At 62.4% G+C, this 25508-nt stretch carries 22 protein-coding genes, 1 other RNA gene and 1 riboswitch; of the genes, 13 read left to right on the top strand and 10 right to left on the bottom strand.

The window, feature by feature from the left end; all coding sequences use genetic code 11:
* Nucleotides 1-14: 14 nt before the first annotated feature.
* The 4 genes from cobT to B0G80_RS20690 are packed head-to-tail and all read right to left on the bottom strand — an operon-like array spanning nucleotide 15 to nucleotide 4947.
* The gene (cobT, locus tag B0G80_RS20705) at nucleotides 15-1085 is read right to left on the bottom strand and encodes a nicotinate-nucleotide--dimethylbenzimidazole phosphoribosyltransferase (protein WP_116119233.1); all 1071 of its coding nucleotides are present in this window, start codon (nucleotides 1083-1085) and stop codon (nucleotides 15-17) included.
* 35 nt (nucleotides 1086-1120) lie between these two features.
* The gene (locus tag B0G80_RS20700; protein ID WP_116119232.1) at nucleotides 1121-1963 is read right to left on the bottom strand and encodes an ABC transporter ATP-binding protein; all 843 of its coding nucleotides are present in this window, start codon (nucleotides 1961-1963) and stop codon (nucleotides 1121-1123) included.
* Entirely contained in the window at nucleotides 1963-3015 is a 1053-nt protein-coding gene (locus B0G80_RS20695; RefSeq protein ID WP_116119231.1) for an iron ABC transporter permease, read from the bottom strand. The genes B0G80_RS20700 and B0G80_RS20695 overlap by 1 nt, the downstream gene beginning before the upstream one ends.
* 30 nt (nucleotides 3016-3045) lie before the next feature.
* Nucleotides 3046-4947, bottom strand: a complete 1902-nt coding sequence (locus B0G80_RS20690) for a TonB-dependent receptor domain-containing protein (RefSeq protein ID WP_116119230.1) — start codon at nucleotides 4945-4947, stop codon at nucleotides 3046-3048.
* Between the two features lie 90 nt (nucleotides 4948-5037).
* Nucleotides 5038-5309, bottom strand: a riboswitch (cobalamin riboswitch).
* Nucleotides 5310-5517: 208 nt separating this feature from the next.
* On the opposite strand from B0G80_RS20690, the gene B0G80_RS20685 reads away from it, so the two are divergent.
* From B0G80_RS20685 to B0G80_RS20665, 5 genes are all read left to right on the top strand, one after another.
* Nucleotides 5518-5874 (top strand): ATPase, encoded by a 357-nt coding sequence (locus tag B0G80_RS20685; RefSeq protein ID WP_116119229.1) that lies wholly within the window; start codon nucleotides 5518-5520, stop codon nucleotides 5872-5874.
* Nucleotides 5871-6185 (top strand): cell division protein ZapA, encoded by a 315-nt coding sequence (locus tag B0G80_RS20680; protein WP_106279877.1) that lies wholly within the window; start codon nucleotides 5871-5873, stop codon nucleotides 6183-6185. Before B0G80_RS20685 ends, B0G80_RS20680 begins: the two co-directional genes overlap by 4 nt.
* Nucleotides 6186-6318: 133 nt before the next feature.
* Nucleotides 6319-6500, top strand: a non-coding RNA gene (gene ssrS / locus B0G80_RS20675) — 6S RNA.
* 107 nt (nucleotides 6501-6607) lie between these two features.
* On the top strand, nucleotides 6608-7066 hold the full coding sequence (locus B0G80_RS20670) for an EVE domain-containing protein (protein ID WP_116119228.1): 459 nt from the start codon (nucleotides 6608-6610) through the stop codon (nucleotides 7064-7066).
* A gap of 174 nt (nucleotides 7067-7240) precedes the next feature.
* A complete protein-coding gene (locus B0G80_RS20665; RefSeq protein ID WP_116119227.1) occupies nucleotides 7241-7969 on the top strand; it encodes an SIMPL domain-containing protein in 729 nt (242 codons plus the stop codon).
* Between the two features lie 96 nt (nucleotides 7970-8065).
* Here the strand turns inward: B0G80_RS20665 and lgt are convergent, their stop codons facing one another.
* The gene (gene lgt / locus B0G80_RS20660; RefSeq protein ID WP_106279872.1) at nucleotides 8066-8971 is read right to left on the bottom strand and encodes a prolipoprotein diacylglyceryl transferase; all 906 of its coding nucleotides are present in this window, start codon (nucleotides 8969-8971) and stop codon (nucleotides 8066-8068) included.
* Between the two features lie 119 nt (nucleotides 8972-9090).
* Nucleotides 9091-10077: a LysR family transcriptional regulator gene (locus B0G80_RS20655; protein WP_116119226.1), complete on the bottom strand. Its 987-nt coding sequence runs from the start codon at nucleotides 10075-10077 to the stop codon at nucleotides 9091-9093.
* 178 nt (nucleotides 10078-10255) lie between these two features.
* Between B0G80_RS20655 and ilvD the strand changes: the two genes are divergently transcribed.
* Both ilvD and B0G80_RS20645 read left to right on the top strand, forming a co-directional pair.
* Nucleotides 10256-11929 carry a dihydroxy-acid dehydratase gene (gene ilvD / locus B0G80_RS20650; RefSeq protein ID WP_116119225.1) on the top strand — a complete coding sequence of 558 codons (1674 nt, stop codon included), beginning with the start codon at nucleotides 10256-10258 and terminating at the stop codon, nucleotides 11927-11929.
* Nucleotides 11930-12099: 170 nt separating this feature from the next.
* On the top strand, nucleotides 12100-12438 hold the full coding sequence (locus tag B0G80_RS20645) for a c-type cytochrome (RefSeq protein ID WP_116119224.1): 339 nt from the start codon (nucleotides 12100-12102) through the stop codon (nucleotides 12436-12438).
* Between the two features lie 66 nt (nucleotides 12439-12504).
* Here the strand turns inward: B0G80_RS20645 and B0G80_RS20640 are convergent, their stop codons facing one another.
* The 3 genes from B0G80_RS20640 to B0G80_RS20630 all read right to left on the bottom strand — a co-directional run bounded on the left by B0G80_RS20640 (nucleotide 12505) and on the right by B0G80_RS20630 (nucleotide 15308).
* The gene (locus tag B0G80_RS20640; RefSeq protein WP_116119223.1) at nucleotides 12505-13215 is read right to left on the bottom strand and encodes a DUF2486 family protein; all 711 of its coding nucleotides are present in this window, start codon (nucleotides 13213-13215) and stop codon (nucleotides 12505-12507) included.
* A 91-nt stretch (nucleotides 13216-13306) separates the two neighbouring features.
* Nucleotides 13307-13723: a DNA polymerase III subunit chi gene (locus B0G80_RS20635; RefSeq protein WP_116119222.1), complete on the bottom strand. Its 417-nt coding sequence runs from the start codon at nucleotides 13721-13723 to the stop codon at nucleotides 13307-13309.
* A 58-nt stretch (nucleotides 13724-13781) separates the two neighbouring features.
* A complete protein-coding gene (locus B0G80_RS20630; protein WP_116119221.1) occupies nucleotides 13782-15308 on the bottom strand; it encodes a leucyl aminopeptidase in 1527 nt (508 codons plus the stop codon).
* Nucleotides 15309-15445: 137 nt separating this feature from the next.
* Here B0G80_RS20630 and lptF point away from each other — a divergent pair, with 137 nt between their 5' ends.
* The 3 genes from lptF to B0G80_RS20615 are packed head-to-tail and all read left to right on the top strand — an operon-like array spanning nucleotide 15446 to nucleotide 18078.
* Nucleotides 15446-16543, top strand: coding sequence for an LPS export ABC transporter permease LptF (gene lptF, locus B0G80_RS20625; RefSeq protein ID WP_106279860.1), 1098 nt, complete (start codon nucleotides 15446-15448; stop codon nucleotides 16541-16543).
* 3 nt (nucleotides 16544-16546) lie between these two features.
* On the top strand, nucleotides 16547-17695 hold the full coding sequence (lptG, locus tag B0G80_RS20620; protein ID WP_116119220.1) for an LPS export ABC transporter permease LptG: 1149 nt from the start codon (nucleotides 16547-16549) through the stop codon (nucleotides 17693-17695).
* An 11-nt stretch (nucleotides 17696-17706) separates the two neighbouring features.
* Complete coding sequence (locus B0G80_RS20615; RefSeq protein ID WP_116119219.1) at nucleotides 17707-18078, top strand: sirohydrochlorin chelatase; 372 nt, start codon at nucleotides 17707-17709, stop codon at nucleotides 18076-18078.
* A 109-nt stretch (nucleotides 18079-18187) separates the two neighbouring features.
* Here the strand turns inward: B0G80_RS20615 and B0G80_RS46980 are convergent, their stop codons facing one another.
* Complete coding sequence (locus B0G80_RS46980; RefSeq protein ID WP_258878933.1) at nucleotides 18188-18316, bottom strand: hypothetical protein; 129 nt, start codon at nucleotides 18314-18316, stop codon at nucleotides 18188-18190.
* 515 nt (nucleotides 18317-18831) lie between these two features.
* Here B0G80_RS46980 and tssF point away from each other — a divergent pair.
* The 3 genes from tssF to B0G80_RS20600 are packed head-to-tail and all read left to right on the top strand — an operon-like array spanning nucleotide 18832 to nucleotide 25501.
* The gene (gene tssF, locus B0G80_RS20610; RefSeq protein ID WP_116119218.1) at nucleotides 18832-20718 is read left to right on the top strand and encodes a type VI secretion system baseplate subunit TssF; all 1887 of its coding nucleotides are present in this window, start codon (nucleotides 18832-18834) and stop codon (nucleotides 20716-20718) included.
* A gap of 40 nt (nucleotides 20719-20758) precedes the next feature.
* Complete coding sequence (locus B0G80_RS20605; protein ID WP_116119217.1) at nucleotides 20759-23527, top strand: type VI secretion system Vgr family protein; 2769 nt, start codon at nucleotides 20759-20761, stop codon at nucleotides 23525-23527.
* 48 nt (nucleotides 23528-23575) lie between these two features.
* On the top strand, nucleotides 23576-25501 hold the full coding sequence (locus tag B0G80_RS20600; protein ID WP_116119216.1) for a phospholipase D-like domain-containing protein: 1926 nt from the start codon (nucleotides 23576-23578) through the stop codon (nucleotides 25499-25501).
* Nucleotides 25502-25508: the final 7 nt, after the last annotated feature.

The raw sequence follows: 25508 nt of genomic DNA, 5'->3' as shown, positions 1-25508 counted from the left end.
AGCGATCGAGCGGATCACGCATCGCGATTCGCGACGCCGGCCGATTCGAAGCTCGCCATTTCGTTGATGAACGCCGTTGCCGCGCGCAATAACGGCACCGCGAGCGCCGCGCCGGTGCCTTCGCCGAGCCGCATGTCGAGCGACAGCAACGGCAGCGCGCCGAAATGATCGAGCATGCGCCGATGCCCCGCTTCGTTCGACGCATGCGCGAACACACAGTACTCGCGCACGCTCGGCGCGAAGGCGTCGGCGATCAGCAAGGCCGAGGTGCCGATGAAGCCGTCGACCAGAATCGTCATGCGCGCCTCGGCGGCCGCGAGATACGCGCCTGCCATCATCGCGATCTCGAAGCCGCCGAAAGTGGCGAGCACGTCGAGCGGATCGCTGGACACAGGGTGACGCGCGAGCGCCGACGCCAGCACGTTGCGCTTCCTGGCGAGCCCCGCGTTGTCGAGCCCCGTGCCGCGGCCGACGCATTCGTCGATCGGCACGCCGCACAAGCGGCTCATCAGACACGCGGCCGCCGAGGTGTTCGCGATCCCCATCTCGCCGAAGCCGATCACATTGGTACCGAGCGCCGCGTGATGCCGCACGCGCGCCGCGCCCGCCTGCATCGCGGCGATTGCCTGGTCGCGGCTCATGGCCGGTTCGCGCGCGAAGTTGCGGGTGCCGGCCATAATCGGAATGTCGATAAGACCCGCAGTGGATGGCAACGGCGTCGCAATGCCCGCGTTGACGACTTCGAGTTCGATGCCCGAGACGCGGCTCAACGCATTGATCGCCGCGCCGCCCGCGAGAAAGTTGGCGACCATCTGCGCGGTCACCGCTTGCGGATAAGGACTCACGCCCTCCTCGGCAACGCCGTGGTCGCCGGCGAACACGATCATCGCCGGGCGCGTCACGGCGGGATGCGTGGTCCGCTGGATCAGGCCCATCTGGCGCGCGAGCGTTTCGAGCCGGCCGAGACTGCCGGGCGGCTTCGTCTTGGTATCGATGATGTGCTGCAACTCGTCACGCAGCGTTTGATCGAGCGGTTCGACTTCGGGCAATCCGGGCAATCCGGGCAAGCGTGGCAATGAAGTCATGAGCGTGTTTGAAAGAGAATGTTGGAATGAAGCGGTCAGCTTGCCGGCGTGTCATGGCCGGCAGGCGATTCGTGACGCGCGCGCGGCGCGGGAATCAGCGCCTCGTGTTCGCCGTCGCGAATCAGAATCAACGGGTAGCCGAATGCACGGCTCGCCAGCGTCGGCGTCAGCACGTCGTGCACCGGTCCCGCATACACGCCGCCCGCGCCGTCGAGCAGCAGCGCATGCGTCGCGAAACGGCGCGCGAGGTTCAGGTCGTGGCACGAAAACATCACTGTACGCCCAGGCTCGCGCGTCCACGTGGCCAGCGCTTCGAGGCAGTCGATCTGATGATGCAGATCGAGATGCGACAACGGTTCGTCGAGCAACAGCAACGGCGCGTCCTGGCACAGCACCGCCGCCAGCGCCACGCGTTGCCGCTCGCCGCCCGAGAGCGACAGCACATCGCGCGCGGCGAATGCGGCGAGTCCCAACAGATCCAGCGCCGCGTGCGCCGCTTCGCGATCGGCTTCGCGTTCCCAGCCCCAGCCGCTGAGATGCGGGAAGCGGTTCAGCATCACGATATCGAGCACGCTCGCGCTGAATGCGTCGGGCGCGCTTTGCGGCATCAGCGCGCGGCGTTGCGCGAGCGGCATTGGCGGCCAGTCGGCGAGGCGCACGCCATCGAGTTCGACATGTCCCGCCGACGGTTGCAGCAAACCCGCGAGCGTGGAGAGCAAAGTCGTCTTGCCCGCGCCGTTCGGGCCGGCGATGCACCAGATCTCGCCGGCGTAGAAGGTATGCGTGAAGGCGTCGAGCAAAGTGCGCGCGCCGACGCGCAAGGTCAGACGTTGCGCGCTGAGGGTAGCCTCATGAGAAGGAGCGTGACGGGTTTGCATCATCGGCGCCTGTGCAGCAGCATCCACAGAAACACCGGCACGCCGATGATCGACGTGATCACGCCTACGGGCAACTGCGCCGGCGCGATCACGGTGCGCGCGATCAGGTCCGCGCCCATCACCGCGACGCCGCCGCCGAGTGCGGCGGCCGGCAGCAGCATGCGCTGATCGTTGCCGAACGCGAGCCGCAGCATGTGCGGCACGACCAGTCCGACAAAGCCGATGGTGCCCGCCGTCGTCACCGCCGCGGCCGCGGCGAGCGAGGCCGCCAGATACACCCGCAGACGCAGCGGCATCACCGCGACGCCTAATGCCTGCGCGGCGGCGTCGCCACGCAGCAGCACATTCAGACGCGGCGCGGCGGGCACGATCGCAACCAGCACGATGACGAGCGCGACGAGCGCCGTCCACGGCATCGCGCCGCCGTTGAGGTCGCCGGTCAGCCAGAACAGCATGCCGCGCAAGCGGTTATCGGGCGCGAGGTTGAGCAGCAAAGTAATCAGCGCGCCCCAGCCCGCCGCGATCACCGCGCCGGTCAGCAGCAAACGCGGCGACGTGTCCTGCGGTTCGCCGCGCCACAACTCGCGGCGCGCGAGGCCGAGCACCAGCAGGATCGACACGAACGCGCCGGCGAATGCGCTTGCGTCGACGACCCACCATGCGCAACCGGCGATCATCGCGACCAGCGCGAAACTCGCCGCACCGCCCGATACGCCCAATACGTAAGGCTCGGCCAGCGGATTGCGCAACAGCACCTGCAGCAACGCGCCGGCCAACGCGAGCAACGCGCCGCAGGCGAAGCCGGCCACCGCGCGCGGCAATCGCAACGTGCGGACGATTTCCGAAGTCAGGTCGGCGGCACCGACAGACGGCGCATGCGACGGCATCAGCGCCGCCAGCACGCGCATCGGCGCGAGCGATACGCTGCCGAGCGCGAGCGAGGCCATCAGCACCGCCGCCGCAATCAGGGCGAGCGCCAGCCAGATCGCGGCCGCGCGCTTCGCGCTCATCACGCGCAGTGTCGCGGGCATCGAACTCGAGTGGCGATTCATCCGCGCGAACTCAGCGAGAGGGCGCAAGCATCACTGCTGCTGCCAACCAACCGTGAGATACGCACCACGCCGTGGCGAGTTATACGAGTAGGCCGTTTCATAGTCCTTGTCCAACAGATTCTGGATTTGCGCGGCCACGTACCATGCTTTCGTGATGTTGTAGCGCGCCGACAGATTCACCACGCCATAGCCGCCCAGCTTGCCGCTGCTGTCGTTGCTCGGGCCGCTCACGATCCACTCGCCGCCCACCCGCCACCCGGCGATGCTGCGGTTCACCGTCAGCGCCCCGAAGCGCCGGGCGCGCCGCACGAGGTCGGCACCGTTGTCGAGGTCGACGGGATTTTGCAGCGTCAGCGACGCGCGCACGTCCGTCTTGCCGACATGGCCGCTCCACGATCCTTCGATGCCCTGCACCTTCGCATGCCCGACGTTCTCGGCCAGATAGATGCCGGGCGTCACCTGCTCGTAGTTAATCAGATTCGAATAGCGCGTCTGGAATGCGGAAAGGCGCATCACGCCGAGCGCATTCGATGCGTACTGCAGCGCGGCTTCGATCGAATGGCTGCGCTCCGGCTGGATAGACGGATTGCCGCTGATCGGATAGTACAGATCGTCGAAGCTCGGCGCGCGAAACGAATCCGAATAGCTTGCGGTCACCTTCCAATGGCCGGTGATGTCGAAACCGTAGCCGAGATAGTAACTGTTCGCTCCGCCGAAATCGGAATACTGGTCGCGCCGCACGTTGGCCTGAAACTGGTTGCGCCCGAAGCGTCCCGTATAGCCGGCGAAGCCCGAATCCACATGACGGTCCGGCGCCTCGAACGTGTCCGAATCGAGGCTTTGATCGAGATGCTCATAGCCGACCTGCAGTTTCTGCTGCGCGGCCAGCGCGAAATCGTTCTGCCATGTGTACTGGCGATTGTCGGTATCGAAGCGGCCGTTGTACACGCCGTTGGTGTTCGACACGCTGCGGTCGTCGCCTTCGGCGACGATGAAGTGCGTGGTCCACCAGTCGGTCAGCTTGCCGTTCGCGAACACCGAGACCTGGCGCACCTTGCTATACAGGTTGTTCACATCGGTCGGCACGCCGTACGCGTTGTCGTAGCTGTTGTTGCCGTTCGACTGAAAGTAGCTGGCGCCCGCGTCCCATTTGTCGTTGAACTTGTGGCGCAGCGAAGCCGAGATGCTCTCGTTCAGATAGCCGTTCGCGTTCGGATTGGCGCTGGGCGCCTCCTTCGTGTTCAGCGACGAGAAGCCGTCGTCCTTCGAACGCGCGAGCGAAATGCTGAAGGTGGTATTGCCGTCCTGGTCCAATGCGCCGTTCACGCCCGCCTGCTGCGTCTGCGTGTGATAGCTGCCGTAGCTGAGCGAAAAATTGAAACGCGGCGGGTGATCGCCGCCGCTTTTCGTGAACACCTGCACCACACCGCCGATCGCGCCCGAGCCGTATAACGCCGACACGTTGCCGTTTACCACCTCCACGTGATCGATCTGGTCGAGTGGAATCTGCGCGAGTTGCGGGGCACCCAGACTCACCGAATCGACGCGCACGCCGTCGATCAGCAGCAGCGATTGCGTCGAGGACGCGCCGCGCAAGGAGAGGCTCGTCGTCGAACCGGGACCACCCGTGCGCGAGATTTGCGCGCCGGGCGCGAGTTGCAGGAGGCCCGGCAAATCGGTCGCGGTGGTGTCGGCGATATCCTGCTGATCGAACAGCGAGGTCTGCGGGATCGTGTCGGCGAGCGCTTGCGGCCCGCGATCCGCGGTCACCACCACGGGCGACAGCACCGCCGAAGAGGACACCGAACTCGAAGAATCCGCCGACGAAGACGAAGCAGATGAAGCAGAAGATGGAGACGCAGCTTGCGCGTGCACCACGATCGGCAGGCTCGAAAAGGCGAGCAGCGCCGCGCGGGCGAAGGGGGACAGCATGGGGTGAACGTCCTGTGGATAGCGTGCGCGGCCCGCTTCCCCGCAGGCCGATGCGTAACGAGGCGCCCGCGTATTTAACATTTTCGCGCGGGACGTGCCTCTCCCTCTGGCCGGTATCCGGGCTGGCGACGCATCGATCCCGCCTTCCCACGCGAGACGCGCAGTGGCACACTCGCGAGTTGAACTTCCAGCTCGCGAGCGGGATCGACTTGCATGACGAATGCGGTCGCTTACCGTTGCGGGGGCAGCGCAGGTTGGCGCGTTTAGATGAATCCAGATGAACCGCGCGCCCTGCTTCCCGTTTAACTGCGTGGGCCGTTGAAAAAATGCCGCACGCGGGCACCAGAGTGCGGGCAGTTTAGGAGCGGCCTCGGAGTCCGTCAAGAATGGTGAGATCGCAGGCCATGTGTTCTGTTAAGTGCAGGCTCTTGTCCGACGCGTGAGTACTTTTTCATCATATGGTCGATAAAAAGCCTGCACAAAGCGATGTTGTTACGTCTCGAAACGAGACAATTGTCGGAACCTGCGACATTCCGCGCTAAAATGCGATGTCTTTAGAGGACGCAGCAGATGCTCACCGAACTCGAAACACTTTCACAAAATATCAGCAAGCTGATCGCGATCAGCCAGCGCCACAATGAGGCGCGACTCGCGCTCGAAGAGCAACTCGCGCAATCGCGCGCCGACGCCGAAGCCACGCGCACGGAACTTGCAATGCTGCGCGAGGAACGTAACGCGCTGCAGGCGGAGCGCGACGCGCTTTCGGCGAAGATCGACGACGCACAAGTGCGCCTGAACGCGATCCTCGAGAAGCTGCCGCGTGCGCGCGCGCACAGTGAGCCGGACAACCAGCTCGATCTGCTCGAGCCGGCTCAGCAAGTAGCCGAAGCCGGGAGCGACGTGACCCGCCACGGAGAAAATGCATGACCACCAAGCAGATCGAAGTATCGATTCTCGGCGTGCCCTATCGCCTCGCCTGCTCGCCGGAAACGGAAGCGGCGCTGCTCGAAGCAGTTGCACGCGTCGACGCCGAAATGTCGAAGATCCGCAATAACAGCAACGTGCGCGGCACGGATCGCATTGCCGTCATGGCTGCGCTGTCGCTGGCATCGGAACTGCTTAGACTGCAATCGAGCGTGAGACACGGAGAAGCATTTCCCGCTGAAGAAATCCGGCGTACAATGCATCAAATGAACGAACAACTAGGTACTGTGATTGAGCAGTACAGCGTGCAATAAGGTACATGTGTTATCGTGCTGCCGGTCCTGAGATCGGCGGCGGATTCAAACGGAATGTGTGAGCACAAGGTGTGCAAGATTCAGCAAACGTTTGAGTTCAATCGGTAGTTCGTTTTTCAGCTTCATCGGTTTAGCTTCCCTGCCTGGTTCGCCAAGGTCATATATTCCTTGAACCAATGCCATGTGCACGGTTGCGGAAATTTGTAGCACGGGTGTGCGCGTCACTCTGTCTGATGTACCCGAAGTGTTGCTAACTGCGACCAATTCTGAACCCCCGGTTCAGGATGCCGGCCTAGCGGCTAAGGCGGGGACCTTATTTAGAACGGCATCGGACTTCGGTTCGGTGCCGTTTTTCTTTGGGCGCTGTTTTTTGTTGGCCGATTTCTTCCGCATCTTCAACCCCTTAACGTTCAATTCGATTCATGCGCTACTGGCTAATGAAGTCCGAACCGGACGAAGCAAGCATCGACCATCTCGCCAACGCACCGTATCGCACGTTGCCGTGGACCGGCGTGCGCAACTATCAGGCGCGTAATTTCATGCGCGACATGATGCAGGTCGGCGACGGTGTGCTGTTCTATCACTCGAGCTGTCCGGAGCCCGGCATCGCGGGCATTGCGGAGGTATCGTCCACTGCGTATCCCGACCCGACGCAGTTCGACAAGAAGAGCCCCTACTACGACGCGAAGTCGTCGCAGGAAACGCCCCGCTGGGTGCTCGTCGATGTGGTGTTCAAGAAGAAGATCCCGCTTATTCCGCTCGCCGCGTTACGCGAGCACGACGAACTCGCGGACATGCGCGTGCTCGCCAAAGGCAACCGCCTGTCGATTACACCGGTGACCGAGGCCGAATGGCGATTCATCACCAAGCGGCTCGCCTGATCGTGCATGCCTGATGAATGCGTGGCGCGTATTTGTGCGCACGCAAACGTTAAAGCAACGTCAAACCCGGGAACCAAGCTCAGGTTACAAGCGCCTAACGATCTCGCAAACGCCATGCCACGGCGCGGCGTTTGCACCAATCGTGCACAACCTGTTCAAGCAAGGAGTCCAACAATGACGAAAAACACCGCACGTGCACTCGCTTTCGCTCTCGTCTGCGCCGCGCCCGCCGCGCTCGCACTGACGCCGGCCATGGCACGCGCGCAAAGCACCGGCCAATATCAGCCGGCCGGCGTGCTGTCGTTGAACGCGCAGGCCAGCGCTGAAGTGCCGCAAGACGTTGTCGATATCACGCTGTTCTATGAGCAGGAAGCGAGCGATCCGTCGGCGCTCACGTCAACGCTGAACCAGCGCGCCGATTCGGCGCTGCAAAAAGCCAAGGGTGTGAGCGGCGTGACGGCGCGCACGGGCTCGTTCTCGATCTATCCGTCCACCGACCGTGACGGGCGCATTTCCGCATGGCGCGGCCGCACGGAGATCGTGCTTGAATCGCACGACTTCGCCGCGGTGTCGAAGCTCGCGGGTCAGATGGCATCGATCATGCAGGTCGGCAATGTGCAGTTCTCGCTCTCGCCTGAAGCGCAGCGCGCGGCGGAGCAGAAGCTCACCGGCGAAGCGATCAAGTCGTTCCGCGAGCAGGCCGCTTCGTCCGCGCAGGCGTTCGGCTACAGCGGTTATTCGATTCGCGAGGTCAACGTCGGCCACAACGGCGTGATGCCGCGTCCGATGATGATGAGTGCGCGCGCCATGGGCGCCGACGCAAAGGCCGCGGCGCCGGTGCCGATCGAAGGCGGAACGTCGACGGTAACCGTCAACGTGTCGGGCTCGGTGCAGATGAAATAACGCTTCCTGGTGTTAGAAGCGCTGCTTCGACGCAGTAAAAGAAAAGCCGCTCGCGCGGCTTTTCTCATTTGACCACTCGCCACCAAACCGTAGCGGTCAGTTTGCGCTGACCGCCTGTGCCGGTTCGTGGCGCGCGCGGCGATAAGACCACACCAGCATGCCGATACCGACAACGATCATCGGCAGCGACAACCATTGACCCATGGACAGTCCCATGGCCAGCAGGCCGAGGAAGTCGTCCGGCTCGCGCGCGAATTCGACCGTGAAGCGCGCGAGGCCGTAGCCGATCAGAAACACGGCGGAAATCGCGCCCATCGGCTTCGGCTTGCGTGAGAAGAAGAACAGCACGAAGAACAGCGCGACGCCTTCCAGCGCGATTTCATACAGTTCCGACGGATGGCGCGGCAGCATGTGATATTGCGCGAACACTTCGTTCAGATGCCATTGCGCGGCCAGTTGCGGATGCGCGGTGAGCCACGCGGCGTCGTCGGGCGCGGCGCCCGGAAACAACATGGCCCACGGCGCCGACGGATCGGTCACGCGGCCCCACAACTCGCCGTTGATGAAATTGCCGAGACGCCCTGCCGCGAGGCCCGTCGGCACCATCGGCGCGACGAAGTCGGTGACCTGCAGCCACGAGCGTTTGCGCTGATACGCGAACAGCACCATGGCCAGCGTCACGCCGAGAAAGCCGCCGTGAAACGACATGCCGCCTTCCCAGACCTTGAAGATGTCTAGCGGATGCGCGAAATAAAAGCTCGCCTTATAGAACAGCACGTAGCCGAGGCGGCCGCCGAGAATCGTGCCCAACACGCCGTAAAACAGCATGTCGTCGATATCCTTGACGGTCCAGCCTTGCGCCGCGACATACGGCAAACGCAGCCGCAACCGGCCGACCACGATCGCCGCGATGAACGCGACGAGGTACATCAGTCCATACCAGCGCACGGCGAGCGGCCCCAGATGAATGGCAATGGGGTCGAAATTGGGGTGAATGAGCATCGTGTTGTTATGGGCAGTTCAGGTTCAGAAGCGAAATGTCTAGTAACGGGCGGCGCTGCCCGCAGCTTGCGGCGCATGCATTGGACGGTCCGGCCGGCAATGCGTTCGTGCGGACGCGTCTATATGCGCGGCGTGGCGGATTGTTGCGCCTCGACGGTCGCCGCATGCGCCCGCACGATGTCGATGAAACCCGCCAGCACCGGGCTCACCTCCGCGGTCCGCCAGACGAGGCCCGTCTCGATCGCGGGCACCGACTCGGAAAGCGGCCGGTACACCACGCCGGTGCGGCGCAGATTACGTAACGATTGCGGCACCAGTGCGACACCCATGCCGGCCGACACGAGGCTCACGATCGTTTGCATCTGGATCGCTTCCTGGCCGACCCGGGGCGCAAGGCCCGCCACGCCGTAGCAATCCATAATGATGTCATAAAAGCCCGGCGCCAGACGTCTTGGGAAGACCACGAGCGGCGCGTCGGCGACATCGCGCAGGCTGATCGGCGTGTCCAGCCATTCGGCGCGCGGGTCGGCATGGTCGCCGCTGGCGCTGGCCACGCGCGCTGCCATCTCCGTCGACATGGCGATCACTAGCGGCTCGCGCGCGATCGGCAGCCACGAGAGCTGGGTGGCGTGGCGCGACGGTAGCGGCGCGATCACGAGACCCGCGTCGATGCGCCCGGCCACCAGTTCGTCGACCTGTATGTCGCTGGTGGCTTCGGTCAATTCCAGCCGCACGCGCGGATGACGCGCGCCGAAATCGCGCAGCAACAGCGGCAGAAGCCCGTAGTCAGCCGTGGACACGAAAGCCAGCGACAACACGCCGGCCTCGCCGCGCGCGAGGCTCTGCGCGAGCGGCCGCAGCCCCTCGGCACTCGCCAGCAGGCGCTGCACCTCGGGCAGCAGATCGGCGCCCACTGACGTCAGTTCGACGGAACGCTTGGTGCGCGCGAACAGTTCGACGCCGAGCGTCTCCTCAAGCGCGCGAATCGCTTGCGACAAGGGCGGCTGCGTCATCGAGAGGCGCACGGCCGCGCGCCCGAAGTGCTTCTCTTCGGCGACGGTCACGAAATAGCGCAACTGGCGCAGATCAGGAATGGCTGGCAGCATGAGTGATACATTTTACGACCTAATGAGCCACGAATAATACATTGGACGCGCGCATCGCAAAACTGCGTCGTTGCGCGGCACGCCGGTCTACACTGGACGGATGCCGCCGGCAGCCCACGCCGGCGCGACTGAAACCCGCAGCGCGGTGCGGATCAAAACAAAAGGACAGGAGCTCCCCATGGCATACAACCGTCGTTCGAAGAACATCACGCAGGGCGTGGCGCGCTCGCCGAATCGCTCCATGTACTACGCGCTCGGCTACGAGAAGGCCGACTTCGACAAGCCGATGATCGGCATCGCCAACGGCCATTCGACCATCACGCCGTGCAACGCCGGCTTGCAGCGTCTGGCCGATGCCGCCGTCGCCGCGATCAAGGGCGCCGACGCGAATCCGCAGATCTTCGGCACGCCGACCATCTCGGACGGCATGTCGATGGGCACCGAAGGCATGAAGTACTCGCTCGTGTCGCGCGAAGTCATCTCCGACTGCATCGAGACCTGCGTGCAAGGTCAATGGATGGACGGCGTGGTCGTTATCGGCGGCTGCGACAAGAACATGCCGGGCGGCATGATCGGCATGCTGCGCACCAATGTGCCGAGCATCTACGTGTACGGCGGCACGATCCGTCCGGGCAACTGGAAGGGCACCGACCTGACCATCGTGTCGTCGTTCGAAGCCGTGGGCGAGTTTACGGCCGGCCGGATGTCGCAGGAAGATTTCGACGGGATCGAACAGAACGCCTGCCCGTCCACGGGTTCGTGCGGCGGCATGTACACCGCCAACACCATGAGCTCGTCTTTCGAGGCGCTGGGCATGTCGCTGCTGTATTCGTCGACGATGGCCAATCCGGATCAGGAAAAGGTCGACTCGGCGGCCGAATCGGCCCGCGTGCTGGTCGAAGCGGTCAAGAAGGATCTGAAGCCGCGCGACATCGTCACGAAGAAGTCGATCGAAAACGCCGTCGCCGTGATCATGGCCACCGGCGGCTCGACCAACGCCGTGCTGCACTTCCTCGCGATCGCGCACGCGGCCGAAGTGGAATGGAGCATCGACGACTTCGAGCGCATGCGCAAGAAGGTGCCGGTGATCTGCAATCTGAAGCCTTCAGGCCAGTTCGTGGCCACCGACCTGCATAAGGCGGGCGGCATTCCGCAAGTCATGAAGATCCTGCTCGACGCGGGCATGCTGCACGGCGATTGCATCACGATCACCGGGCGGACCATCGCCGAAGAGTTGAAGGATGTGCCGGGCAAGCCGCGCGCCGATCAGCAGGTGATTTTCCCGATCGACAAGGCGCTCTACAAGGAAGGCCACCTCGCGATCCTGAAGGGCAATCTGGCCGTCGACGGCGCGGTCGCCAACATCACCGGCCTGAAGAACCCGGTTATCACCGGCCCGGCGCGCGTGTTCGACGACGAGCAAAGCGCGCTCGAAGCGATTCTGGCCGACAAGATCGTGGCCGGCGACGTCGTGGTGCTGCGCTACCTCGGCCCCAAGGGCGGCCCCGGCATGCCGGAGATGCTCGCGCCGACCTCGGCGATCATCGGCAAGGGTCTCGGCGAAAGCGTCGGGCTGATCACCGACGGCCGCTTCTCGGGCGGCACGTGGGGCATGGTGGTCGGGCACGTTGCGCCGGAGGCCTTCGTGGGCGGCACGATCGCGTTCGTGCAGGAAGGCGACTCGATCACGATTGACGCGCACAAGCTGCTGCTGCAACTGAATATCGACGACGCCGAACTGGAGCGGCGCCGCGCCGCCTGGCAGCAGCCGAAGCCGCGTTACACGCGTGGCGTGATGGCGAAGTACTTCGCGTTGGCACAGCCGGCCAACAAGGGGGCAATAACGGGCTGAGCGACGGCTATGGCTATGGTTGGCGTGGTGGTTCAGTATCGCGGCGACCCGCCTGTGTGAGAAGGCCTAAAGCTACGTGAAAGCGAAAGGGGCGCACGGGAAACCGTGCGCCCCTTTCCTTTTATAATGCTGGCACCACAAGTCGGGCGCTTGCACCGACGGAGACCAGAATGAAATCAAAGTCGCACACAGCGCTTGCAGCGGCCGTCGTGCTGGGCGCCGCGTTGAGTGCCGGCAGTCCGGCGGCGTATGCCGAGGCCGCGGGCCTCGCGCTGGCCCAGCAGCAGAACTGCATGAGTTGCCACTCGGTCACGCGTTCCTTCATGGGACCGGCGCTGCATGATGTCGCGGCGAAATATGCCGGCCGCGAAGACGCCGCCGCTTATCTGAAGCACAAGATTCTGGATGGCAGCACGGGCGTATGGGGTGAGGTGCCGATGCCCGCGAATACGCAACTCACGCCCGATCAGGCAGCTACGCTCGCAAGCTGGGTGCTCACGCTCAAATAAGCCTGTTCAGGCGAGGAGCACTGCGCGCGAGCGCCGCTTGGCGCGCCCGCGCTTCATCTCATAGGATCACGCGCTGCCTGAGGCGCGCCGCGCGATCTCTTCCACCACCGCTTCCCGCACCCAGCTCGTCATCTCATTCTCCAGCGTGAGCGCCACTTCGCGCGTGATCTGGTCGATGAGCCACCCCGTGTGCGCGTGCAAGGTTTCGCGGCAACGTTCCTCGATCACGCTGCGCCCGTCGCCCGCCAGGAAACCGGCGATGCGTCGGCGCAGACGTTCGGCTATGACGTCGGCATCCAGATCGAGATCCACGGGCGGCTCGCCCGCGCCTTCGTGCGCGATATCCGGCGGTACGGTGGAGCCCGCCTCGAGCGGCGTGATCGGCTCGGCCCGATCGAACACGCCCGCCGACGTCGCGAATGCGTCGTCATGCGCATGCCGCGGTTCGGCGGCCTGGTGCGCCCGCGAACGCTTCTTTGGATGGTGATGATCGGCCGCTTGCCGCGGATCGGCCGGTTGCGGCGCCACCGCCGGCTGCGCTGCGAAGGTCGGTTCCTGTGCGTGCAGCGGCTGCGCCGCGAGCACCGGCTCCGCCGACCTCACCTGCTCCGGCGTCAGCACCGGCTGCGGCGCGAGCACGGGCTCCGCCTTGAAACTGGGTTCGCGCGGGCCGTCCAGTTTGGCCGCATCGCTCGACGTTTGCTGCGGCTGCACAGGATGACCCTGCACGAGAACCTCGTGCAGAACCGGGATCGAATCGTCGTTGGGATCGGACACGTGCACTCTCCGTGTTTGAGTCGAAGCTGAAGCAGCCCGCGCGCATGCCGAATGACTGAACCCGACACACGCGACGCGGACCGAATGGGACCTAGCTGCCTTGCTTGTAGTTGTTCAGAGCATAGCCGCGATCGCGATAGAAGCGGTAGCGTTCGCGGCCCGCCGCGAGTTCCTCGTGTGCGTTACCGACCACTTCCAGCAATCTTTCGAAGCGCGCGAATTGCGCCGGCACCGTGGCGCCCAGATTGAGCAGCACCTGATGATGCGGCACATCGTCGAGGCTGGAAGTGAGCACGATCGGCGTTTGCGCGGCGAGCGGCGTGCCCGCCATGCAGTGCGGCACGAACTCGAGCGGCGCGAAGGTCCACAACTGTTCGTCGAAGGCCTTCAGGCGCGCGGGCTCGGCCAGCACGATGGTCGGCTGGCCCGCCTGATACGCCTTGCGGATCAGGCGGCACGCATACAGCAGCGAATCGCCGACGTTCGAGTGAAAGTCGATTCTCGTCATCGGCGGCTCCGCCTGGCGGCTGCATCCGCAGCCGCGCCCGCACCTTTACTGCAATGCGTCATTGTGCGGCGCGACCGTCAGCGGCCCTATCGATCAGGAACTGCGCGAGCAATGGCACCGGACGGCCGGTGGCGCCCTTCGCCGCGCCGCTCTTCCACGCCGTGCCCGCGATATCCAGATGCGCCCACGGATAGGCTTCGGTGAAGCGCGACAGGAAGCACGCCGCCGTCACGCTGCCCGCCGGACGGCCGCCGATGTTGGCCAGATCCGCGAAGTTCGACTTGAGCTGGTCCTGATACTCGTCGTCGAGCGGCAGGCGCCAGGCCGGGTCGGACGCTTCACGCGATGCGTCGAGCAGCTCGCCCGCCAGCGCGTCGTCTTTCGAGAACAGGCCGCTGTTGTGGTGGCCCAGCGCGATGATGCAGGCGCCCGTGAGCGTGGCGATATCGATCACCGCCGCCGGCTTGAAGCGCTCGGCGTAGGTGAGCGCGTCGCACAGGATCAGGCGGCCTTCAGCATCCGTATTGAGCACTTCGATCGTCAAGCCCTTCATGCTGGTGACGATGTCGCCCGGCTTGGTGGCCGTGGCCGAAGGCATGTTCTCGACCGCCGGAATGATGCCGACCACATTGATTTTCAAGCCCATTTCGGCGACGGCGCGCAATGTGCCCAGCACCGAACCGGCGCCGCACATGTCGTACTTCATCTCGTCCATGCCTTCGCCGGGTTTCAGCGAAATGCCGCCCGTGTCGAACGTCACGCCCTTGCCGACCAGCACCACCGGCGCGGCTTTCGCGGCGCCGCCCTGGTACTGCAGCACGATGAACTGCGCCGGTTCGACCGAGCCGGCCGTGACCGACAGGAACGAGCCCATCTTGAGCGCTTCGCACTGCTTTTCGCCCAGCACTTCGACCTTCAGCTTCCAGTCTTTGGCGAGCTTCTTGGCGGTGTTGGCGAGGTAGGTCGGCGTGCAGACATTGCTCGGCAGATTGCCGAGGTCGCGCGTCAGGTCCATGCCGTTGGCGAGCGCGGCGCCCTGCTTGGCGGCCAGCTTGGCGGACTTCTCGTCGCCGGTATTGACGCTGAAGACGATGCGCTTCAAGGCGCGCACCGAATTATCCGGCTTGCTCTTCATCTGCGTGAACTTGTAGGTCAGTTCGCGCAGCGCGAGGATCGCGGCGCGCACGCCCCAATCGGCCGTGCGTTCGAGGATCGGCAGTTGCGCCAGCGTGAAGGTGACCTGGACGATCTTGGTGCCGAGCAGCGCGCGCCAGGCGGCCCGCACGGCGTCGCCGTAGGCTTTCTGGTTGAAAGCGTCCTGCTTGCCGAGGCCGACCAGCAGCACGCGGGACGCGCCGATGCCCGACACTTCATGCAGGAACAGCGTGGTGCCGGCCTTGCCGTCCATGTCGCCGGCCTTGATGATGCGGGTCAGCAGGCCGCGGGTGGCCTCGTCGATCTCGAGAGCCGCGCCCGACAGGGTTTGCGACTCGAACACGCCGATTACGATGCAATCGGATTTCCCAGTCAGGAAACCGTTTGACGAGCCTTTGGTCCAATCACAGGCTTTTATGCTAAAGTCCATCGCGCTTGTCCTCGGATAAAATCTGGGCTTAGGATGAAAGCCGCAATTATCCGCTATTTTTCCTGCGGCGGCTGCACCGGAGGTGTGACGGGAAGCAACCCGTGCGCCACTGAGAGCGCCCCCTCTCATCATCAATAATGATCTTCGAACGCTCCCTCCAGCGCGAACTCGCGTATACGGCTGGTGCCGTGTTCATGGTTCTCCTCACGCTCGTGCTGACGACGATGATGATCCGCATCGTCGGCTTCGCAGCCTCGGGCGAGATCGACCCGCGCGACGTGCTGGTCCTGATCGGCCTGACCGTGATCGGCTACCTGGCGATCATGCTCGTCGCGACCCTGTTCGTGTCGATCCTGTTCGTCCTGACCCGTTGGTACAAAGACTCCGAGATGGTCGTGTGGCTCTCTTCGGGTGTCAGTCTGACGCGCTTCATCAAGCCGATCGGCATTTTTGCCACGCCGATCATCATCCTCATCATGTTCTTCGTGTTCGTCGGCTGGCCATGGTCGAATCAGCAGAGCAAGCTGATCCGCGCGCGCTTCCAGCAGCGCGACGAGGTCTCGCTGCTCGCGCCTGGGCAGTTCCGCGAATCGGCCACCAGCCACCGCGTGTTCTTCATCGAGAAGATGTCGCCCGACCAGGCGCGCGTGGAAAACGTGTTCGTGACCAGCACGGAGAACGGCAAGGTCAACGTGGTCGTGTCGAAGACCGGCCATACGGAAACGCGTAAGAACGGCGATCGCTTCGTGGTGCTGGAAAACGGCCGACGTTACGACGGCCAGCCGGGGCAGCCCGATTTCCGCATCATGGAGTTCGAACGCTATGGCGTGAAGATCCAGAGCCAGCCGGTCGTCAATACGCCCAGCACGACCGGCACGCCCACGCTCACGCTGCTGCGCAACCCGACCAACGACAATCTCGCCGAATTCGCGTGGCGTGCGGGGCTACCGCTCATCGCGATCAATCTGATGCTGCTGGCCATTCCGCTCGCGCACCAGAATCCGCGGCGCAGCCGCACCATCAATCTCGTGATGGCCGTGCTGATCTATCTGACGTATTCGAATCTGTTGAACGTGGTGCAGTCGTGGATCGAGCAGGGCAAGATGTCGTTCCCGGTCGGACTGGTGGGTCTGCACGTGATCGTCGCGGCGATCGTCACGTTTATTTTCTGGCTGCGCGTGCGCAACCGGCCGCTCTTCACGCGAGCGATGTTCAGCCGTTCGCAGGGAGCCTGACCGATGCGCATCTATGAAAGGTACTTCGCGCGTCAGATCTATCTCACGTTCATCTTCATTCTGTTTGCTTTTTCAGGTCTGTTTTTCTTCTTTGACCTGATCAACGAATTGAATTCGGTCGGGCACGGCAACTACAAATTCCAGTACGCGGTGTTGCGGGTTGCGTTGCAAACACCGTCGCGCTTCTACGAAATTATTCCGGTCGCGGCGTTGATCAGCGCGATTTATGTGTTCGCGCAGATGGCGGCAAACTCCGAGTACACGATTTTCCGCGTGTCCGGGCTCGCTACGAATCAGGCTTTGCGTTCGCTGTTGAAGATCGGCATTCCGCTGGTTTTGCTGACTTATCTGATTGGCGAGGTGGTAGGGCCTTATACGGATCAGTTGTCGGAGCGTGTGCGGCTCGAAGCGCTCGGGTCCTCGGTGTCGAGCAATTTTGAGTCGGGCGTGTGGGTGAAAGATACGCTCACGGCGCGCGCGGACGGCGAGCAGGTGACGCGCTTCGTGAACGTCGGCGAATTGAAGCCGGATGCGACGATCAGCAACGTGCGCATTTATGAATTCGATTCGAAGTTCCGGCTCTCCAATGTGCGGACCGCGAAGAGTGGCAAGTATCAGCCGCCGGGTCATTGGCAGTTGACAGGCGTGACCGATACGCAATTGATTGACGTGCCCCCTCCTCCGGGTACGCCCGCCGATGCGCTGAATCCGGTGTATCGGGCGAAGGAAGTCGCGATGCCGGAGTATTCGCTGCGCTCGGAATTGACGCCGCAGATTCTGTCGGTGCTGCTGGTGTCGCCGGATCGGATGTCGATTTTCAATCTGTTCCGGTATATCCAGCATTTGACTGAGAATCATCAGGATACGCAGCGGTATGAAATTGCGTTGTGGCGCAAGTTGCTGTATCCGTTTGCTGTGTTCGTGATGCTGGTGTTGTCGTTGCCGTTTGCGTATTTGCATACGCGGGCTGGGGTTGTTGGGATGAAGGTTTTCGGCGGGATCATGCTGGGGATGAGTTTTCAGTTGTTCAATACTTTGTTCTCCCATATCGGCACGTTGAATACCTGGCCTGCTCCTTTGACTGCGGCTACGCCTGGATTGGTTTATCTGGTGCTTGGGTTGGTTGGGTTGAAGTGGGTTGATCGGCATTAGGAGCGGTTTTCATGGCGATGCACGGTTTCGTTCTGTTTGGCCATGGCGCCAGGGATGTGCGGTGGCGCCAGCCTTTTGAGCGCTTGGCTGTTAAGTTGCGGGACGCTTCTCCGGACTCCGGACCTGTGGCGCTGGCGTTTCTTGAGTTGATGGAGCCGGATTTGCCTACAGCCGTGGGGGAGCTTGTTGCTCAAGGCTGTGAAGTGGTCACCGTCGTGCCGGTGTTTTTTGGGCAAGGGGGGCATGTCAGGAAAGATCTGCCTCTGGTGATCGAACAGTGCCAGGCGTTGCATCCTTCTGTTCTCATTAAATGCGCTGTTGCTGTGGGCGAGGATGAAGCGGTTCTCGATGCCGTCGCGGAATATTGTCTGCGGCAAGTTTGATTGCGGTTTTGGCTTAGCGCGTGGGCCTTTTGGCCTTTCCTTGCTTTGTTAGTGGTCTATTAGCGTTGTCCCTGTGCGGGGCAACGCTCTCAACTTAAGCCCCATTCCATCAAGCGAACCTGTACGCGAGATGGACATGGGGCTTGGCTTTTTCTGGGTGGTCGAGGAAAGAAGCGTGACCGCTGTGTGCGGCAGCGAGTCTGGCGATCACCGCAAGAACCGTGGTGAGATTGTCCATGCAGCGCCGGACACGCGGAAGGCACCCACCGAGGACGGGCTTGAGTGCGCCCATCGCGTACACCCGGTCAGGACGGCTGGCCTGCTCGCCGACGTGCGGTCCCCCAAGCGACCAAGCTTGAATCTTTTGCCTCGATCGGACTTTCGCCGTCCCGGTCGCGTGTCCTTATCTGGACACGCCGACTCGCCAACGCTGATGATAGAGCGCCCCAACATTTTCCGCCCTGCCTAGAGTCATCCTCTGGGATAAGACCGCTTTCAGCCCGCCGCGAGCGGGCTTTTTTATTTGAAGTCGAAATTTAACGTTACCAGAAAAATCTCACAGAGCTTTCCGCGGCATCTGATAGCGCGTCACAACGAAATACGGTTTACTCATTCTTCTGCGGCAACACTTTCATGATGTTTTTTCAGGATTCCATATGAATCGAAGAGATGAAAGCTGTCATGTTTTTCTCATGAATCGGGCAAATCGTCCGCTAAATATCATGTTCGATCGACCTTTCGAAAGCTGACCGGATGGACCCACGCCTGCTGGACTATTACAGCCATGAGTTGCTCTACATGCACGAACTCGCGCTGGAGTTTGCTGAACAGCATCCAAAGATTGCACGGCGCATGAACCTGCACGCAGGCGAAATCGGCGACCCCTACGTCGAACGCCTGCTTCAGTCCTCGGCCTTCGTCACCGCGCATATGCAGATGCGTCTGGACGATGCCTTTCCCGGGTTCATCCTGCCGCTGCTGCAAACCGTCTACGCGAACTACACCTGTCCGACGCCCTCGATGGCCGTCGCCCGCCTCTTCCCGCGCGCGCGAGGCAAGCACGCTGCAAACGGAACAGTCGTGCCGCGCGGCACGATCTTCACCTCGCGCGTTCCCGATGGCGAGCGCACAGCCTGTGAGTTCCGCAGCAGCCAGGATGTCGCGCTATACCCGCTGGAAATCGTGCAGGCGCGCTTGACCGGCATTCCACCCGACATCCCCGCACTGGACCGTTTTGTTCCAGCCGGTCGAACCGTGCAAGGCGCTTTGCGCCTGCGGCTGCGTACCACGAACGGCGCGCCCATCGCGAGTCTCGACGGGCTGGACCGGTTGCCCGTGTATCTCTGTGGCGACGAAGCGAACGCCTCGCATCTGTTCGAACTGGTTCACGCCGCCGTCGTGGCGAGCGTCACCGGCGTTCCGGGTCAGTTCGCAACAGGCTCGCTGCATGCCGTCACGCGCAAGGCAATCGTCCATGACGCGCTCGAACCACAACAGAGCCTGCTGCCCGCTGTGCCTGACAAGTTTCACGGTCACAACCTGCTGCAGGAGTATTTCGCCTGTCCGGCGCGCTTCTGGTTCTTCACACTGACCGGCCTCAGCAAGGGGCTCGCCAGCATCGACGGTAGCGAGGCTGAGATCGTGATCCTGCTGGAGCGGCCCGTGGACAAGCTAGCGGAAGCCGTCGACGCCGCGCATTTCGCGCTGTTCTGCACCCCTGTCATCAACCTGTTTCCCCGACGGACCGGACGGCTCGACCTGGCTCCCGCGGCGCAATCGCATGGGCTCGTGCCCGTGCCGTCCGCACCGCATGACTACGATGTGCACTCGATAGAGACGGCATGGGGACAGGTCTCCGAAGAATCGGAGACATTCCGTTTCGATCCGCTGCATATGCCAGTAGACCGGTACGCTGGTCGCAATTCGCGTTACTTCACGATCCGCCACGAACTGAACCGGACTGAGATAGACGAGCGTCACTACGGTACACGCCGCTCCTTTACCGAGACACGCACATTCATTTCGCTGGTCGACCACGACGAGCAACCGAATACGGAAGGCATCCGCTATCTGTCGTTGCAGGCGTGGCTGACCAACCGCGATCTGCCCTGCGTTCTGACGTGCGACGGCAGCAATGACCTGTTCCTGGACAGGTCGATTCCGGCTGATCGCATCGGCCTGGTGCGTGCGCCCACCACGCCGCAGCCGCCACTGGCTTTCGGCGATCGGGCCTGGCAGCTGATGGCCCAGTTGAAGCTCGACTACCGGATGTTTGACGACAACTACGACGAAGCCCATCCGGGCGAAGGTGTGCGTCGTCGTCTGCGTCTGTTCGTGATGCCGGATGCGGCGATGCTGGGGCGGCAGATCGAGAGCCTCGTGCGTGCGCAGGCTACGCCCGTCAACAGAAGGTTGCCCGGTAACAGCCCGATTGGGTTCGGACGCGGCATCGAGTGCGAATTCACCTTTGACGAAAGCGGATTCGGCGGCGTGAGTCCCTACACGCTGGGCCTTGTGCTTGAGCGTTACGTCGCGCGGCACGTATCGACGCACTCGTTTACAACGACCGTGCTGCGCTCCACGCAGCGCGGACCGATCGCACACTGGCCACCGCGCATGGGTACGCGCGGCACGGCCTGAACCGGGTCGGGTATTCAACGGAGTCAGGGAGAGCAGGCGAATGTCATGGATCAACTCGTGGCTCAAACAGCCGCGCACGCTGGAGATTACCGGCAAGGCGTTGCCGCAATGGAGCGGCGAACCGCTGTTTGCCGTTTCGCGCCTGCGCGGCAAAGAAAAACTCGGACACCTGTATGACTATGAGGTCGAACTCAGTACGGTCGACGACGCAACGCTGACGGCCAGCGAGGCGCAAGCGCTGGTCGATGTCGATGCACTGATCGGCAAGGAAGTGACGGTTCATATTGCCATTGAAGGAAACGGCACCTGGATGGCGGGAGCGACAGGTGCGACGGGGACGGCCAATATCGGCGCGGATATCCGCAAGCTCACGGGGCTGATCGTGGCGGCAAAGTGCATTGGCGCAGATGACCGGCGCGCGCATTACCGCCTCAGGATTCGTCCCTGGCTCTGGCTCGCCACATTGAACCGCGACAGCAGGCTCTGGCAGGAGCGCTCCGTCATTCAGATCACGGAAGACACCCTGCAGCGCTATCCATTTCCGTACGAACTGCGGCTGGCCGGTCCGGGCATGCAGCGCCGTCCCTATCCCAAGCGCGAGTACCAGCGGCAGTGGTGGGAGTCCGACTTCGCATTTCTGAATCGTCTGTGGCAAGAATGGGGTATCACATTCTTCTTCACCGGCAGCACGCTCGTGCTGTGCGACTCGCCCGGTGCGTACAAAAAGCATGGCCCGGCGTATCAGACGCTGCGCTATGTGGACCGCAACGGGCAGCGCATCGATGAAGAACATGTTCACGAATTCCACGTCGCACGGCAGATCACGACGGGCAAGGTTGCGCTGACCGACTACGACTATACGCAGTCGCTGGGCAATCTGGCCGTCAGCCAGGAGGACTACAGCAAACGCGCCTTCGACAACGCCGAGGAGTACGCGTGGGGTGACTATTCGCAGCCGTTCGAAGGGCCGATGGGCACGGCCGGGCTGCGCGGCGACCCGCAGTTCGAAGGCGAGCATCTGGCGCGCGTGAAGGTCGAAGCGCATCGCGCCAAGAGCCTGCGAGCGAACGGCAAAGGCAATCTGCGTGGGCTGATGACGGGGCATACGTTCACGCTCGAAGGCTATCCGCTTAAACCGGGCGATGGCGAATACCTCGTCGTATCCACTGATATCGATCTCGTCAACAATGACACGGTTACGCAGAGCGGCGGGATCGAGCTGCAATACAGTTGCACGACCAAGTTTTCCGCAGTGCCCGCCAACACGTTTTATCGCACGCCGCAGAGGGCGAAGAGGCCGCGTGCCTATGCGGAAACGGCGCTCATCACCGGATACGGTGATGAGCCCGTCTATTGCGACGAATACGGACGCGTGAAGGCGCACTTCATCTGGGACCGTATCGGCGAGAAAGATGAAAACGCGAGCTGCTGGCTGCGCGTGGCATCGCCGTGGCACGGAGTCGAGCACGGCGCGATGTGGCTGCCGCGCGTCGGCCATCATGTGCTGGTGGGCTATTACGACAGTGATCCTGACCGGCCATACATCATCTCCGGACATACGACGGAGTTCCACCAGGCGCCGTGGCAACTGCCGAAGAACGATGCGCTGTCGGGCTGGCGGAGCCAGGATCTCAAGGGCCAGTCGGCCAACAGCGTGGTCACCGACGATACACCCGGGAAACTTCAGGTTCAGGTGGCGAGCGACCACGCGCAGTCGCGGCTGGTGCTGGGGTACAACACGCGCATCGACGGACACGCGGGACGGGACAGGGAACGCGGTGAAGGGTTCGAGTTGGGCACTGACGCACATGGCGTGCTGCGCGCCAATCAGGGCATGCTGATCACGACGGCGCCTCGCAGTGGTGCGTCTGCGCCCATGAAGGATATGACCGAGACGGCTGGTCAACTGGCAACCGCGCGTGACCAGCATGATGCCTTCGCCACGCTCGCGCGCGCGCAGCAGGCGCAGGAGCGCGGTGATCAGGACGCTGTGGCCAGCGCCCTGCGGACACAGCACGACGACATTCGCGGCAGCGGCAAGGCCAATCAGCAGAAGAGTCATTTCCCCGAACTGTCCAAGGCGCACCTCGTGCTCAACGGCGAAGCCGGGCTGGCCGGCAATACGCCGTGCTCGATGCATCTGGCCGCCGGCGAACATGTGGCGATGACTTCGGGCGGCCATACGGCACTGTCCGTGGGCCGGAGACTGCTGGTCAGCGTGGCGAACGGCATCCGCACCGTGGTGCAGGCATGCGGCTGGCGGCTGGTGGCGATGTCGGGCGACATCGATCTCAAGGCGCTGAAGGACAGTATCAACCTGCTCGCGAAACTCAACGTGACAGTGTCGGCTACCACGATTCGCATCAACGCCGAGCAGGAAGTGGAAATTGGCGGTGGCGGAAGCTATACGCGCTGGACAGCGGGCCAGATCCGCAGCGGTACATCCGGTCAGTTTGAAGTGCATTCGGCGGGCCGGGTCTTTACCGGACCGGACAACGTCGGCAAACCGAAGCTGCCTGAATCGCAGGATATGCAGCAGGACCTGCACTTTGCGCTGCGCGCATTGCCGGACGAAGCGCACCACTACGCATACGAGCCATACGAGCTGTACAAGGGCGACGCAAAGATTGCGGAAGGTGCGACCGACGAGTTCGGCCGGGTGGTCGTGAAGAATCACCAGCCCGGCACATCGGCTTATTGCGTGAAGCTGAGCAACGGTGGGCAGTTCGAGCTGAAGGTCAAGGATGCGCTCCATGCCGATCCCGCGCATGCCGATCAGCGATCGAACCGCGGCGAGCGTCTGGCGTAGGTCCGTCCCAGTCCAGCCAATCTGACTATCTGAACAAGGAATAACGACATGGCAGATCACCTCGATACGCAGAATGCGGCAACGGTGGCCATCGATGAGCAGGGACGAAAGGCCCAGAGTTCGGCACAGTTCTTCCTGGAGACGGACCCAAGGGTAAAGAAGTACTACGGCAACCAGTTGGACTTCAAGATTTGTGGCGAGGAAGGCTTCAGGTCTATCGCGAAAGATCTTAACGACGCGAAAGAATCGGCGGACATCATCTGCTGGGGTTTCGATCCTGGCATGGAACTGGACCGCACGAGAAACGACAAGTGGCCACGCGGCCATACATATGGCTCTTTGCTCGAACAGCTTGCAGACCAGGGCGTCAAGGTGCGGCTGTTGATCTGGTTCAATTCAGTCGCATCGGCGGTGCAGAACAACATGCCTGGCTACACCGACACCGCTCAGATAGGCCCGTTCACTTCGCCCTATCCGGAACAGTCGCGTCAAGACTACTGTCGAGGATGGTGGTTCCGAAATCTCGGCTATATGACCAACGGACACCCCAGCAAAACGACGAACCTGCAGATCGTCTTGCGTGATGTCAGTCTCCTCGATGCCAATCACGGGTTGCAGGACGAAAAGGATCAGCCGTCGGCGAGCGAGCTGGCACTGCTGGATGGATTCGGCACGCACCATCAAAAGCCCATCCTGATTGACTACGCTTACGACGGTGGGAGTAAGGCAGTCGGCTACGTCATGGGACTGAATTCCGTGACCGATTTCTGGGACCGCACTGCTCACGAAATCGACGATCCGTTCCGAGAATCCTGGTCAAGCGGCAGTGTCCAGAAGGAGATTGGGCACGAAACAGCGACCGAGAACAAGGTCAGCGCCGCGTGGTACAAACACGCCAAACCGTACCAGGATTATGCCTGTCGTGTGGTTGGTCCCGCGCTGGAGCGGCTGCACCAGAATTTTGTGGCGGCGTGGAACGAGGACGCGCCATCCGCATGGAAAATCGTAGAGCAGCCGTTGCCGCCGAAAATCTTCACTCTCCCAACGGACCCCAACCAGATCGTCCAGATAGTACGCACACAGGCGCATGAAAGAGAAAAGACAATCAAGGCGCTCTATATGCAGGCAACGACCTGGGCGCGTAACTATATCTATATCGAGAACCAATACTTCTTCTATCCAGAATTGGCACGCAACCTGAAGGACGCACGCCTCCAATACTGTCGATGGTGGTGCAGCAAGTACGGCAAGCCTCCCGCGGACATCCCAAAGCTGCATCTGTTCATCGTCATCCCGCACCCGGAGCAGGACGGCATGGTGCCACGTACTCACGACATGTTGAGCGAACTCGGACACAGCGACGCGATGGAGGCGCAGGGCGGTCTTGTCAAGAATGGCTCGCTCAGCCAGAACTATCCAGACGCGAAGACTGCGTCCTACGATGTCACGTTAGACGACGGAATGGGTGGAGCCGTGACGGTGCCCCAGCAGCATAAGGTTCTGGACCGGATCAGTGTTCAGCAACTGGAACGTACATACGGACTGGAGGTGAGCATTGCGCGGTTACGCACAAGCGGTCTCGACGCCGCGCGCAGGATGGCATACCGCGAAATTTACATCCACTCGAAGCTGATGCTGATTGACGACGTGTTTGTGACTGTCGGTAGTGCAAACATCAACCAGCGCAGTATGGCCGTAGACAGCGAGATCAACATTGCCGCGTCTGGCCAGGAGATGGTAGGCAAACTGCGGCAGAAGATTTTTGAACTGCACTCCGACAAGAGTATTCACGGCACAGGTGATCCGGAAAGGGTTCCCGCTGTGTTCCAGGACTGGAATAGACGAATGCAGGATAACGGCGAGCTGAGAATGAGGCATCAAGCCATGCAGGGCTTTCTGCTGAAATTCGAAGACCACCGCTCAACCGCCACCATGGTTGCCTCCACTACTGTTCCTGCCGACGTCACGGTCTGAGCGGCGC

The organism is Paraburkholderia sp. BL6669N2 (genome assembly GCF_003387275.1).
In the GTDB taxonomy this organism is placed as follows: Bacteria; Pseudomonadota; Gammaproteobacteria; order Burkholderiales; family Burkholderiaceae; genus Paraburkholderia.
This window is presented reverse-complemented; position numbering and strand designations above follow the sequence as displayed.

What these genes read in the sequence shown, in the direction of transcription:
- lgt (WP_106279872.1), bottom strand. Translation starts at nt 8,971, where the DNA reads ATGCTCATTCACCCCAATTTCGACCCCATTGCCATTCATCTGGGGCCG.
- B0G80_RS20645 (WP_116119224.1), top strand. Translation starts at nt 12,100, where the DNA reads ATGAAATCAAAGTCGCACACAGCGCTTGCAGCGGCCGTCGTGCTGGGC.
- B0G80_RS20665 (WP_116119227.1), top strand. Translation starts at nt 7,241, where the DNA reads ATGACGAAAAACACCGCACGTGCACTCGCTTTCGCTCTCGTCTGCGCC.
- B0G80_RS46980 (WP_258878933.1), bottom strand. Translation starts at nt 18,316, where the DNA reads ATGGACAATCTCACCACGGTTCTTGCGGTGATCGCCAGACTCGCTGCC.
- B0G80_RS20670 (WP_116119228.1), top strand. Translation starts at nt 6,608, where the DNA reads ATGCGCTACTGGCTAATGAAGTCCGAACCGGACGAAGCAAGCATCGAC.
- B0G80_RS20690 (WP_116119230.1), bottom strand. Translation starts at nt 4,947, where the DNA reads ATGCTGTCCCCCTTCGCCCGCGCGGCGCTGCTCGCCTTTTCGAGCCTG.
- B0G80_RS20680 (WP_106279877.1), top strand. Translation starts at nt 5,871, where the DNA reads ATGACCACCAAGCAGATCGAAGTATCGATTCTCGGCGTGCCCTATCGC.
- B0G80_RS20615 (WP_116119219.1), top strand. Translation starts at nt 17,707, where the DNA reads ATGGCGATGCACGGTTTCGTTCTGTTTGGCCATGGCGCCAGGGATGTG.
- B0G80_RS20635 (WP_116119222.1), bottom strand. Translation starts at nt 13,723, where the DNA reads ATGACGAGAATCGACTTTCACTCGAACGTCGGCGATTCGCTGCTGTAT.
- B0G80_RS20695 (WP_116119231.1), bottom strand. Translation starts at nt 3,015, where the DNA reads ATGAATCGCCACTCGAGTTCGATGCCCGCGACACTGCGCGTGATGAGC.
- cobT (WP_116119233.1), bottom strand. Translation starts at nt 1,085, where the DNA reads ATGACTTCATTGCCACGCTTGCCCGGATTGCCCGGATTGCCCGAAGTC.
- ilvD (WP_116119225.1), top strand. Translation starts at nt 10,256, where the DNA reads ATGGCATACAACCGTCGTTCGAAGAACATCACGCAGGGCGTGGCGCGC.
- B0G80_RS20600 (WP_116119216.1), top strand. Translation starts at nt 23,576, where the DNA reads ATGGCAGATCACCTCGATACGCAGAATGCGGCAACGGTGGCCATCGAT.
- lptG (WP_116119220.1), top strand. Translation starts at nt 16,547, where the DNA reads ATGCGCATCTATGAAAGGTACTTCGCGCGTCAGATCTATCTCACGTTC.
- B0G80_RS20700 (WP_116119232.1), bottom strand. Translation starts at nt 1,963, where the DNA reads ATGCAAACCCGTCACGCTCCTTCTCATGAGGCTACCCTCAGCGCGCAA.
- tssF (WP_116119218.1), top strand. Translation starts at nt 18,832, where the DNA reads ATGGACCCACGCCTGCTGGACTATTACAGCCATGAGTTGCTCTACATG.
- lptF (WP_106279860.1), top strand. Translation starts at nt 15,446, where the DNA reads ATGATCTTCGAACGCTCCCTCCAGCGCGAACTCGCGTATACGGCTGGT.
- B0G80_RS20605 (WP_116119217.1), top strand. Translation starts at nt 20,759, where the DNA reads ATGTCATGGATCAACTCGTGGCTCAAACAGCCGCGCACGCTGGAGATT.
- B0G80_RS20655 (WP_116119226.1), bottom strand. Translation starts at nt 10,077, where the DNA reads ATGCTGCCAGCCATTCCTGATCTGCGCCAGTTGCGCTATTTCGTGACC.
- B0G80_RS20685 (WP_116119229.1), top strand. Translation starts at nt 5,518, where the DNA reads ATGCTCACCGAACTCGAAACACTTTCACAAAATATCAGCAAGCTGATC.
- B0G80_RS20630 (WP_116119221.1), bottom strand. Translation starts at nt 15,308, where the DNA reads ATGGACTTTAGCATAAAAGCCTGTGATTGGACCAAAGGCTCGTCAAAC.